Consider the following 12,052-nt stretch of genomic DNA (forward strand, 5'->3'; position numbering starts at 1 on the left):
TGTCGGTAAGTTTTGACTCTCTTTATTATTGAGAAACGAACTTAACTAAATGAGATGGAAAGAGAAGCATGCATTTTTTGATTTTTCTTGGCTCAGTGAGAAACAGCACGCCACCACGACCAGCCCGTTTAGGAATGCGAGTCAGTAAAGCGTGTGAAAAACTCATCGCGAGTCAACATTCGCAACATACGGTCGAAATCATCGACCCTTTGAATTACGACTTTGGTGATGTGTTTAAGCCCGAGTTTGCTTATCACCGCTCTAAAGTTCCGCAGCACCTAAGTGAGTTGGCAGATAAAATCAAACATGCGGATGGGTATGTGATGGTTAGCCCGGAATATAACCATTCGATGAGTCCTGCTCTGGCGAACACGCTTAACCATTTCGGCAGTTCGCTGTTTTCTTACAAGCCGAGTGCTATCGTGACCTATTCTGCCGGACAATGGGGTGGTGTTAGAGCTGCCGTTTCTATGCGTACCTTCTTATCTGAACTTGGATGTTTACCTGTCTCTGCGATGATCCACATTCCGAAAGCGCAAGAAGTGTTTGATGAGCAGGGCGTTGCTGCGGATGAGTCGGAGCAGACGCAGTGGGACAACTATATGAATCGCACTATGCATCAATTGATTTGGTGGGCAGAAGGGGCGTCACTGCAAAGAGATAGGCTTGATCCAACCTCTTTAGCGCAAGCGTTTCAGAAAGATCCTTCGCAAAGAAATGCACCTTAGAGGCGAGTTGCTTTCCATTATAGAAAGGGTTTAGAAGGATTCTGAAACAAAAAAAGCTTGGTCATTGCAGACCAAGCTTTTTAAATTCTAGCGAGCTAGTTTACTGAGAGATTATAGAGTCTCAGTAAAAGTACGAGCGATTACATCACGTTGTTGCTCTGGAGTTAGCGAGTTAAAACGTACTGCGTAACCAGAAACACGAATAGTTAGTTGTGGGTATTTCTCTGGGTGTGCAACTGCATCTTCTAGTGTTTCGCGTTTAAGCACGTTCACGTTTAGGTGTTGGCCGCCTTCGATACGAGGAGCAGTTTCGATTGCAACTTCACGGCTTTCGTATTCACCTAGGTCGCTGATTGCGATAACTTGGTCTGCTTCGTAGCCAGCAGTTGCAGCAACACAACGAGCTTCATTTTTTTCGCTATCTAATAGCCAGATAGAGTTTAGTAGGTCGTCGTTTGCCGCTTTTGTAATTTGGATACCTTGGATCATCACTATCTCCTAGACCACTTACGTGGTGATTATTGGTGTTAATTTTCGAATTTTCGTTGAGCTGAGTATTATATAGCTAATATCCACTATTTTAATATTGATTTAAGTCAATAAACAACCAAAAACATTATTTTTATTAAGGTAATTTTATTGAGTTAAATCAATAAAACCTTTGAAAACAAACTAATTACAATTTATTTGATAATATAAAAAATATTTAATAATTGGTTTTGTTGTAAATTTACTACAAATTGAGATTAAAGTTTAAACTGGTTAACGCAACTATCTGTATTTAGGTAGCAATACTGAAAGTCTAAAGTGATTAAATGACAAACATGAAAAACAAGCTTGGGAATAAACTCATTGGTGCACATGTCTCTGCTGCTGGTGGGGTCGATCAAGCTCCGTTGAGAGCTCGTGAAATTGGCGCGAATGCATTCGCACTATTTACAAAAAACCAACGCCAGTGGGTGGCGAAGCCTTTAGAAGCAAAAACCATCAGTGCGTTTAAAGCGAACTGTAAAATGCTGGGTTTCGGAGCAGAACATATTCTTCCCCATGATTCTTATCTGATTAACTTGGGTGCGCCGGAAGAAGAAAAGCTGAATAAATCCCGCGCGGCATTTATTGATGAAATGGAGCGTTGTAATCAGTTGGGGCTGACTTTGCTTAACTTCCATCCGGGTAGTCACCTAAAGAAAGTCTCTGAACAGGAGTGTCTCGCGACGATCGCCGAGTCGATCAATCTTGCGCATAAAGCGGTGCCGAATGTGATCGCTGTTATCGAGAATACGGCAGGTCAAGGCACTAACTTAGGCTGGAAGTTTGAGCACCTAGCTGAAATCATCGAGCAAGTGGAAGATAAAGATCGTGTCGGCGTTTGTATTGATACCTGCCATACCTTTACGGCTGGTTATGACTTACGTACAAAAGAAGATTGCGAGCGCACCTTTGCAGAGTTCGACCGTATCGTAGGTATGCACTATTTAAGAGCAATGCATCTAAATGATTCAAAAGTAGAGTTTGCCAGCAAAGTAGATCGCCACCATTCTCTTGGTAAAGGAGAGATCGGGTGGGATTGCTTTGAGTACATCGCGAAAGACCCTCGTTTTGATGGTATCCCTCTGATTTTAGAAACAATTGATCCAGATATTTGGCAGCAAGAGATCAACACGTTGCGTCAATTCCATTTAGCGGCCATTGACAGTTAATGGCGTAACCACAAAGTTGGCACCTTTCTTTCTTAGTCATTGAACATCAATCTCTGAATTAGCAAAGAAGGATGCCAACATGTCTCGACCACTCTCTTTTACTCCTTATGCTTATACTCGTCGCGTGCTTCGCTTACCGATGCCTAATCGTCACATTACCGGACAGGGGCACTTTCGAACGCCACAGAAGCATTAGTCTTTTATTACTTGTCTCAAGTTCGTGGTAAGTTTTTGTTTGTTTGAGTTTCGCTCGTTAGAATAGAAGCAAAATTTAGGACAGGAACTTTCCATGAATCAGTCACCCACTTGGCACGATGTGATCGGCGAAGAGAAAAAGCAGAGCTACTTTGTAGACACCTTGAATTTTGTTGAAGCCGAACGCGCCGCAGGCAAAGCTATTTTTCCTCCCGCAAAAGATGTCTTTAACGCGTTTCGTTTTACCGAGTTCAAAGACGTTAAGGTCGTGATTCTAGGACAAGACCCATACCACGGCCCAAATCAGGCGCATGGCCTGTGTTTCTCTGTACTTCCTGGCATTAAAACGCCACCGTCACTGGTTAATATGTATAAAGAGCTGGCGCAAGATATTGAAGGTTTCCAAATCCCTCAGCATGGTTTTTTGCAAAGCTGGGCTGAGCAAGGCGTATTGTTACTCAATACGGTATTAACGGTGGAGCAAGGTAAAGCGCATTCACATTCAAAGACAGGTTGGGAAACGTTTACTGATCGAGTGATTGAAGCCATTAATCAGCATCAAGAAGGTGTAGTGTTCTTGCTGTGGGGTTCACATGCACAGAAGAAAGGTCGTTTTATCGATCGCAATAAGCACCATGTGTTAGCTGCCCCACACCCATCGCCACTTTCTGCACATCGAGGCTTTTTCGGTTGTAAGCATTTCTCTCAAGCAAACCAGTTGCTTACATCACAAGAAAAAGCACCAATTAACTGGCATTTGCCATTAACGGTATAAATGAAGAGACAGCGATCATGGATGGTATGATCGCTGTTTTTTTGAGCACGCTCGAGGCTGATAGTAAATTTCTCATGTACACTTACTAAAAGTAGGTGTTAAGGAGAGACGCTATGATGATCGAAAGAATTCGACGCGAACATGGTTATATGGTTCGTCTGTTGGCGATACTGCGCCATAAGCTTAATGAGATAAAAAAAGAACGTGTAATCAACTATGCGTTAGTAAGCGAAATTGTTGATTACCTCTCTAATCATTCGGAGAAAGTACACCACCCGAAAGAAGATATCCTCTATCACCACTTTCTTGAACACTATGGTAAGCAACAAACCATGGAAAATTTAGAGAAAGAACATCTAGAGTTAGCGAGTAAAACCAGAGAGTTTTCATCCGTGATAGAGATGATCCTTCAGGATGCTGTTGTGCCACAAGACATGTTTGTCGCTCACCTAGAAGATTTCATAGAATCGCAAAGGCACCACTTGGAGCTAGAAGAGCGAAAAATTTTGCCTCTCATTGAAGAGTTATTTACCACAGAAGATTGGCAGCATGTCGAGAGCTTATGGAGCGTCAGTGAGGATGACCCTGTGTTTGGTGACACGATTGCTGATCGTTATAAGCAGTTGGCCGAACGTGTTCGTCAAAGTGATACTGAATATGTTTAAGACTGAATGATGAAACCTGAGCGAGCGAAAGCCGTCTCTCGGGTTTGTGAGATACATTTCTTATTTATTGGGAATCAACCGAAAATTTAGTGTGCATATTTCTCGGCAAAAAGTACGGAAGATTCTCATTGAGTAATAATGGTATTCATACTTAAACCTTGGTACATAAACTCACGGTGTTTACGGTCACTGTAAACAAAAAACAAAAGGCACCTGTAAGGTGCCTTTTGTTTGAATTAGAGTTTAATGTCTTCCAAGTTATAATCGGTACAGACATCAAGTTCGCGCAGCTCTTTAAGCAAATTGCGTCTGTCGTTCATCTCTTCTATTTCACGCCACTTTCGCTTTACTGGTTTGGCACGAGATTTGGTTGTTGAGGTAGTATCCAGATTAAAAATGTCATCTAGTTGAAAGCCTTCCATAAGCCACCTTTACCTTTCTTAAGCTAAACTGTTGTAACCAGTCCTTGTGGAGTTTTTTAAGTACCACAATAGCCGTGAGAATAACCATGATATATTTCGCATTTGTGTCGGTAGCATGACATTTTCGTGCAAAAATATTCTCAAAATCACACTTTTTATTGCAACGATGTGGATAAAAAATGCACAAACGATCTCAAGAAAACGATTAAATAGAGAGATTTTCTATGTTAATTCGATTTGATGAATGGGTGCTCTGCGCAAAGGTTAAAGTTGCATAAAATCAGTTTGATGAAATAGTGTTCAATTAGATGGTAAGCCACTAGCGTAAATTTATGTAACACCTTGTGAATACTAGCTTGTTCTTGTTTATACGGTTTACCATTCCATTTAATGAGGAATAATTATTTATGTTGGTGTTTGGTAATTGAAATGTTGCGCAGTTTGAGTGTTAAGTCTTCTGTTTATGTTATTTTTTGGTGACTTTATAGTGAAAAATAACAATGTTATTCTTATTGTTGCATATTGATTTTTGCGCTCCTAGGTTGCATTATCCGCCCGTCAAAAAATACGCTGGTACGTAAAATGGATGCATGAAGCGACGTTTACGATTCTAGATTGCCCATAAACATTACTTAAAAAGCTAAGCACACTTTGACACTTAGCAGGCAATTTGGTGGATGGCTAGGACGCATAGACTGGCGCAACTCACTTTGAGGTACACATGACAGACTTAATCAATTTGATGAACGATCTCCTCTGGGGTTCGATTCTGGTTTATCTTCTTGTTGGTGTTGGTATTTACTTCACCGTTCGATTAGGGTTCATTCAGTTCCGCCATTTCGGCCACATGTTCTCTGTTCTTAAGAACAGCCGTAAAGCAGACAAAGCTGGTATTTCTTCTTTCCAAGCGCTTTGTACTAGTCTTGCTGCACGTGTTGGTACAGGTAACATGGCGGGCGTTGCAGTTGCATTGACTGCGGGTGGTCCTGGTGCGATCTTCTGGATGTGGCTGATTGCAATGCTTGGTATGGCAACATCGTTTGCTGAGAGCACACTGGCGCAGCTATACAAAACCAAAGATGATGATGGCAACTACCGTGGTGGCCCTGCCTACTACATGGAAAAAGGCCTGGGCATGCGTTGGATGGGCGTGTTGTTCTCAGTTTTCCTAATCATCGCTTTTGGTTTGGTATTCAACGCCGTACAAGCTAACTCAATTGCCAATGCAATGAGCAACGCATTTGGTTGGAATAACCTGTATGTCGGTATTGCCGTTGTTTTACTGTCTGCAATTGTTATTTTCGGTGGCATCAAGCGTATCGCAAGAGTTGCTGAGATGATCGTTCCGATCATGGCACTACTTTATCTAGCCCTAGCGCTGTTCATCATGTTCTCTAACCTAGAGAAATTACCTGATGTATTGATGCTTATCTTTAAGAGTGCATTTGGTCTGCAAGAAGCAGCAGCAGGTGGTCTTGGCTACGCAATTGCACAGGCAATGATTAACGGTATCAAGCGCGGTCTATTCTCGAATGAAGCAGGTATGGGTTCGGCACCTAACGCGGCGGCTTCAGCAACACCTTACCCACCACACCCAGCGTCTCAAGGTTACGTACAGATGCTAGGCGTGTTCATGGATACGATCGTTATCTGTTCTGCAACAGTGGCTATCATCCTGATGTCTGGTGAGTATGTCGGTCAAGCAACAGAAGTGACGGGTATCGAGCTAACTCAGCGTGCATTGAGCTCACAAGTTGGCGATTGGGGCGGCATCTTTGTTGCTGTGGCAATCTTCTTCTTTGCGTTTACTTCAATCATTGCAAACTACTCGTATGCTGAAACGAACTTAATCTTCCTAGAGCACAATCATAAAGCGGGCTTAAGCATTTTCCGCGTTATTGTTCTTGGTATGGTGATGTTTGGTGCACTAGCTTCGTTACCAGTCGTATGGTCGCTTGCTGATGTCTCTATGGGTCTGATGGCGATAGTCAACTTGGTGGCGATCATCTTGCTATCTGGCATCGTGATTAAACTGGCCAAAGATTACAATCGCCAGCTTGGTGAAGGCAAAGTGCCAACATTTGATGCGAATGACTTCCCAGAGCTGAAATCTCAGCTTGAAGAAGGCATTTGGTACAACGATAAAAAAGACTAAGTGAGCTATCACTCATAGTTGAAAGCTATTAGTACGATGTAAAAAGCCATGCAGACAATGCATGGCTTTTTTTGTACCCTATTAAAAACAAAATTAGAGAAGGGAAAGTCATGCTTATCGTAGTTTCTCCAGCGAAGACTCTTGATTACGAGTCTCCGTTAGCGACAGAAAAATTTACTCAACCTGAGTTGGTCGAATACTCAAAAGAGCTTATCGATGTTTGCCGCAAACTGACTCCTGCTGATGTTGCCTCTTTAATGAAAGTGAGCGACAAGATTGCCGATTTAAATGTGGGTCGATTCCAAGAGTGGAGTGAAACGTTTACCACTGAAAACTCACGACAAGCCATTCTTGCATTTAAAGGTGACGTTTACACAGGGCTAGACGCCGAAAGTTTATCTGAAGCGGACTTCGAATATGCTCAAGATCATCTGCGTATGCTATCGGGTCTTTATGGTTTACTAAAACCACTTGATTTGATGCAGCCATACCGCCTTGAAATGGGTACCAAGCTTGCAAACGACAAGGGTACGAACTTGTACCAGTTTTGGGGCAATGTTATTACGGACAAGCTTAACGAAGCGATTTCTGCTCAAGGCGATAATGTCCTTATCAACCTTGCATCAAATGAATACTTTAAAGCGGTTAAGCCAAAGAATTTAGATGCGCAAGTGATCACGCCAGTATTCAAAGATTGTAAGAATGGTCAATACAAGGTCATCAGTTTTTACGCGAAGAAAGCGCGCGGTATGATGGCGCGTTACATCATTGAAAACCGTGTTGAGAGCGTGGCAGACCTGACTAAGTTTGATACGGCGGGTTACTACTTTGTGGAAGATGAATCGACGCCAACAGAGTTAGTATTTAAACGCGAAGAGCAAAAATAAAGCTGATTGAGACGTAATCGACGTTAATCTCTATCAGCACAAACGAAAAAGGGTTGGCATTGCCAACCCTTTGTTATTTTCTAGCTTGAGCTACTTGGCCCCAACAAGATTACTTCTTCTTAGCGGTTTTCTTTTTCGCTACTTTTTTCTTGTCGTCTTTTTTCTTTTTCTTCTTAAACACAGGCTTTTTGTGTTTAGGACGCATCTCTTTCACGAAACGCTCTTTGATGTCTTCTTTCACGTAACGTGCAACGCGATCCATCATTGGTTGGTCGTGTGCTTCTACGATTGAGATAGCGTTACCTTTCTTACCTGCGCGAGCCGTACGGCCGATACGGTGAAGGTAAACATCAGCCGTGCGCGGCATGTCGTAGTTGATAACGTGTGATACATCCGGAAGATCGATACCACGCGCAGCAACGTCCGTCGCTAGCAGCACGTTCACAGTACCATCGCGGAAGCGAGAAATCGCATTGTTACGACGATCTTGCGGCATTTCACCTTGAATCCAAGAACATGGAATCTGTGCACTTTCAAGCTGCGCTCGTAGCTCAGCCAAACGCTCACGAGTCTTTAAAAAGACGATAGTGCGCTCAGCTTGCTGAGTAATAATGTGTTTTAGTAATTCCAGTTTGTGTTCAGCATCATCAGCTCGGTGATACCACTGAGCAATTTTCTTACGCTCACGCAGCGGTGATTTTGCATCAATCTCTGCTGGGTCATTCAACAGATCAGCGGTAAAGCCTTCTACGCCTTTCCCTTCTAACGTTGCTGAGAACAGAAGGGTTTGCTTACGCCAGCGACATTCGTTAGATAGGCGATCGACAGTAGGAGCAAAACCCATATCTAGCATACGGTCTGCTTCATCAAGGATTAACCATTCGATTGCACGACAATCAAAACGTTCTGCATCAATGTATTCTTTTAAACGGCCAGGTGTCGCAACCACAATGTCTTGTGTTGTTGCAAGGATGTCGGCGTGCTCTTGGTACTGAACACCACCAGTGATGGTGAAAATGTTGAGTTTGGTATTTTTTGCCAAAGCACGTGCTTGATCGGCAATTTGCATCGCCAGTTCGCGAGTAGGCGTTAGGATCAAAATACGCGCAGGCCCAGGCTTACGACGAGGGAAGTCTTGCAAGTATTGCAATGCTGGCAGGACGAAGGCGGCCGTTTTACCAGTTCCTGTTGGCGCTGACGCTAGAATGTCACGACCGTCCAACGCTTGTGGAATCGCTTCTGCCTGAATTTTTGTTGGGCGTTCGTAACCCATCTCTTCAATGGCTTCAAGTAGGTTTTGGTCTAGATCAAGTTCAGCAAAGGTTCTGATCACAATGAGTTCTCCACAAGCAAAGCTTGGTTAATGGTTCGCCACAACAGCATAGAATACAAAAAGGTCGCACATTATAAAGTGATTGGTGATAAGGATCACATGTTATTTCACATCTTAAGATAAAACTCGCGGGTTAACTGGATGAAATCATCACTATAGCCGTCATTTGAACGGATAATTAAATGTGACGTCTGCAAATCGCAAGGTCGTTTTGACAGTTCAAATAACAATCGGTGTACTGGTTTCTTTTCTGATGGTTGCACACGACAGATCCTCGATAGATACCAACCTTGGTTTAATGCTAGCTCAATGAACTGCTCGCCTTCGGTGATTGGCAAAACAAAACTAGCTCTCCCTTCGTCATCAAGCAAATGATAGCAACGCTGTAGCAATGCGTTATGGCCTAGCGTATCAGTGTGCCTCGCGGTTGCACGTTGACTGTGTTTCGATTGCTCGCCGCTGTTGAAGTAGGGCGGGTTACAAATGATGCGTTGGAATGGATGTGTCGGCGTAAAGTGCAGTATGTCGGTGTGATGCACACTTACACGATCTGACCAAGGAGACTGGGCCATATTTTTTTGCGCGGCAGCAACGGCTGTTAATTCGATATCGACCGCGGTTATTTGAGCTTCTGTAAAGCGTTGAGCACACATCAGGGCAAGCAGGCCAGTGCCAGTGCCAATATCGAGAATTTTAGCGTCGTTAGGGCTTTGAATCCAAGCACCAAGCATTACCCCATCTGTGCTGACTGGCATACCACTCTCGCCGCCCTCAATACAAAATTGCTTAAAATTGAAACCTTTAGTTTTCAGTTTTTTGTTCTTCATGATTGTTTTATATTTGCTCAATAATTAAGTGGATTACTCTATTGTTTATTAATTGTATAGATTGTTGTTTTGTTGGTTATTAAATTGTATTGTTAATTGATCGAGATAAAGAACTGGTCTGTTATTTGGATCTGGTTATATCCACTGCTTTTAAGTTTGAAAACTAAATTAATATGGTGTTTTTTTCTTAAAGGTTGCCAAATGATGAGTCTTTCGTCATTATGCGGCGAAAATTTTATAGATTGAACCACGTGTACTTATTGACTTTAGGTATACAAAAAGTGGTCTAAGCATACACAACATTCATTAATTAAAAGACAAGGGTTATCTGTGAAGCAGACGTTAAAACTAACAGATATTATCGCAGTAGGCTTTATGCTATTTGCGTTCTTTTTAGGTGCGGGCAATATTATCTTTCCACCTCTAGCGGGTCAGTTAGCGGGTGAAAACTTAATGCCAGCTATGTTTGGTTTCTTGCTAACAGCGGTAGGTCTACCTCTTATTACTATCGTTGCTATTGCTGTTGCTGGTGGTTCTTGGGATCACTTGACGCAAGATCTTCCGAAAAAAGCGGCAGTTCTTATGGCTGCACTGATTTTCATCATCATTGGTCCAGCGTTTGCAGCGCCTCGTACAGGCCTAGTGGCTTACGAGATGGCGGTGAAACCTTTCTTCCTTGAGGCGTCACAAACGCATCTGACAGCGTTCTCAGTGATCTTCTTTATCGCAGCGATGATGTTCTCATGGTTCCAAGGCCGTTTGATCGATCTTATCGGTAAAGTACTGACACCAGCATTGTTCGTTGGTTTGATCATTCTTGCTGTCGCTGTCTTCCTTGATCCTCAGGGCGATATGATTGGCGCGCACGGTGAATACCTAACGCAGCCTCTGACCAAAGGCTTCTTAGAAGGCTACAACACAATGGATACGTTCGCGTCATTGATGTTTGGCATGCTGATGGTTGATGCACTACGCGGTAAAGGCATTACTGAGCGCTCTGCAACTACTAAATATCTGATCTATGCAGGTTGTATTGCCGCTGCTGGTCTTGCGTTTGTTTACATCTCACTATTTTACTTAGGTGCGACGAGTGCAACGGTTGCTGCTGGTGCTGATAATGGTGGCCTAGTGCTTAGCCAATACGTTCAAGCGTTGTTTGGTCCATACGGTCAAATCGTTCTGTCTGTCATCGTATTGCTAGCGTGTCTGACAACCGCGATTGGCTTGATTTCTGCGTGTTCAGATTTCTTCAGCTCGAAAACACCACTGTCATACAAGCAATGGGTACTGATTAATGGTTCTGTTTGTGCATTGGTTGCAAACGTTGGTCTTGCGCAGCTGATTTCTCTGTCAGTGCCAGTATTGTTTGCGCTGTACCCTGTGGCGATTGCGTTGGTTGCACTAACATTTGTGCGTAGCAAACTGCCGAATCCACGCTTTGCTTACCGTGCAGTACTGCTTGTATCTCTGCTGTTTGCGTTGGTTGATGCGGCAAAAGTATCGGGTATTGATGTTTCTGCGTTTAACATGTTGCCATTATTCGAAGTCGGCATGGGTTGGGTGCTTCCAACATTTGCGGCTATCGTGTGCATGTTCTTCATCGCGAAACCTCGCCCAGAGCTAGCACAAGAAACCGCGTAATCACTTCGCGTTATCAAGATAATAAAAAGCCCGATGAATTACTTCATCGGGCTTTTTACTTTTTAATGATTACGTGTTTGCGCTATTAAAGCGTGTCGTGGAATTCCACAAGAACTTGTTCACACCATTTTTCGATGCGTTCATCACTCAGTTCGTACTGTGAGTCTTCATCTAACGCAAGTCCAACAAACTTGCTGCCATCTTCGATCAATGCTTTCGATGCTTCAAATTCGTAGCCTTCATTTGGCCAGTAACCGATAAAGGTTGCGCCTGTGGCTTGCAATTCATCGTGAAGTAAGCCCATCGCATCTAAATACCACTCTCCGTAACCTTCTTGGTCACCCAGACCAAACAGCGCTACAACTTTGCCTTTCAGTGGTGTGGTCGCGATGTCTTGCCAAATCGCGTTCCAATCTTCTTGAATTTCACCAAAATCCCAAGTTGAGATGCCAAGGAGTAATAAGTCGTAGTCCGCCATTAGTGATAACGGTGTCTCTTTCACATTGTGAATGTCGACAAGGTCTTCACCAATAAGGGTACGAATTTTCTCTGCTGCCATTTCGGTGTAGCAGGTCGTTGAGCCGTAAAAGAGTCCGATTTTCATTATATTCGTCGTTATTTGTGTTGCTGTTGTGGAAGATTCTAACCATAAATTGAGGAAGATTGCAGCGAATATCCTATGTGGGATGATTTTTTATGGTATTGGATTGGCAGGTGCTTTAAT

12 protein-coding genes are annotated in these 12,052 nt (G+C 43.1%); 7 read left to right on the forward strand and 5 right to left on the reverse strand.

What is annotated here, in order from left to right; translation table 11 throughout:
- Window positions 1–68 precede the first annotated feature (68 nt).
- A complete protein-coding gene (locus R7Q38_RS16810) occupies window positions 69–728 on the forward strand; it encodes an NADPH-dependent FMN reductase (RefSeq protein WP_213885730.1) in 660 nt (219 codons plus the stop codon).
- 111 nt (window positions 729–839) lie between these two features.
- On the opposite strand, the gene grcA is transcribed toward R7Q38_RS16810, so the two are convergent.
- Complete coding sequence (gene grcA / locus R7Q38_RS16815; protein WP_005381814.1) at window positions 840–1,217, reverse strand: autonomous glycyl radical cofactor GrcA; 378 nt, start codon at window positions 1,215–1,217, stop codon at window positions 840–842.
- 326 nt (window positions 1,218–1,543) lie between these two features.
- Between grcA and nfo the strand changes: the two genes are divergently transcribed.
- From nfo to R7Q38_RS16830, 3 genes are all read left to right on the forward strand, one after another.
- A complete protein-coding gene (gene nfo / locus R7Q38_RS16820; protein WP_017821508.1) occupies window positions 1,544–2,428 on the forward strand; it encodes a deoxyribonuclease IV in 885 nt (294 codons plus the stop codon).
- 289 nt (window positions 2,429–2,717) lie between these two features.
- A complete protein-coding gene (gene ung / locus R7Q38_RS16825) occupies window positions 2,718–3,398 on the forward strand; it encodes a uracil-DNA glycosylase (RefSeq protein WP_005382846.1) in 681 nt (226 codons plus the stop codon).
- A 113-nt stretch (window positions 3,399–3,511) separates the two neighbouring features.
- The gene (locus R7Q38_RS16830; protein WP_005381807.1) at window positions 3,512–4,063 is read left to right on the forward strand and encodes a hemerythrin domain-containing protein; all 552 of its coding nucleotides are present in this window, start codon (window positions 3,512–3,514) and stop codon (window positions 4,061–4,063) included.
- Window positions 4,064–4,299: 236 nt separating this feature from the next.
- Here R7Q38_RS16830 and R7Q38_RS16835 read toward each other — a convergent pair whose 3' ends face one another.
- Complete coding sequence (locus R7Q38_RS16835; protein ID WP_005381805.1) at window positions 4,300–4,485, reverse strand: DUF3545 family protein; 186 nt, start codon at window positions 4,483–4,485, stop codon at window positions 4,300–4,302.
- Window positions 4,486–5,206: 721 nt separating this feature from the next.
- Between R7Q38_RS16835 and R7Q38_RS16840 the strand changes: the two genes are divergently transcribed.
- Together R7Q38_RS16840 and yaaA are read left to right on the forward strand one after the other, a co-directional pair.
- On the forward strand, window positions 5,207–6,640 hold the full coding sequence (locus R7Q38_RS16840) for an alanine/glycine:cation symporter family protein (protein ID WP_005381800.1): 1,434 nt from the start codon (window positions 5,207–5,209) through the stop codon (window positions 6,638–6,640).
- Window positions 6,641–6,750: 110 nt separating this feature from the next.
- Complete coding sequence (gene yaaA, locus R7Q38_RS16845; protein ID WP_005382848.1) at window positions 6,751–7,527, forward strand: peroxide stress protein YaaA; 777 nt, start codon at window positions 6,751–6,753, stop codon at window positions 7,525–7,527.
- A gap of 109 nt (window positions 7,528–7,636) precedes the next feature.
- Here yaaA and srmB read toward each other — a convergent pair whose 3' ends face one another.
- Together srmB and R7Q38_RS16855 are read right to left on the reverse strand one after the other, a co-directional pair.
- Window positions 7,637–8,860, reverse strand: a complete 1,224-nt coding sequence (srmB, locus tag R7Q38_RS16850; protein ID WP_005381797.1) for an ATP-dependent RNA helicase SrmB — start codon at window positions 8,858–8,860, stop codon at window positions 7,637–7,639.
- Between the two features lie 107 nt (window positions 8,861–8,967).
- Entirely contained in the window at window positions 8,968–9,687 is a 720-nt protein-coding gene (locus R7Q38_RS16855; RefSeq protein ID WP_053306891.1) for a tRNA1(Val) (adenine(37)-N6)-methyltransferase, read from the reverse strand.
- Between the two features lie 330 nt (window positions 9,688–10,017).
- Here R7Q38_RS16855 and brnQ point away from each other — a divergent pair, with 330 nt between their 5' ends.
- Window positions 10,018–11,328: a branched-chain amino acid transport system II carrier protein gene (brnQ, locus tag R7Q38_RS16860; RefSeq protein ID WP_005381792.1), complete on the forward strand. Its 1,311-nt coding sequence runs from the start codon at window positions 10,018–10,020 to the stop codon at window positions 11,326–11,328.
- An 85-nt stretch (window positions 11,329–11,413) separates the two neighbouring features.
- On the opposite strand, the gene fldB is transcribed toward brnQ, so the two are convergent.
- On the reverse strand, window positions 11,414–11,932 hold the full coding sequence (gene fldB, locus R7Q38_RS16865; protein ID WP_005381790.1) for a flavodoxin FldB: 519 nt from the start codon (window positions 11,930–11,932) through the stop codon (window positions 11,414–11,416).
- Between the last annotated feature and the right edge of the window lie 120 nt (window positions 11,933–12,052).

Origin of the sequence: Vibrio sp. Vb0598, assembly GCF_033338935.1 — a bacterium.
GTDB lineage: Bacteria > Pseudomonadota > Gammaproteobacteria > Enterobacterales > Vibrionaceae > Vibrio > Vibrio alginolyticus.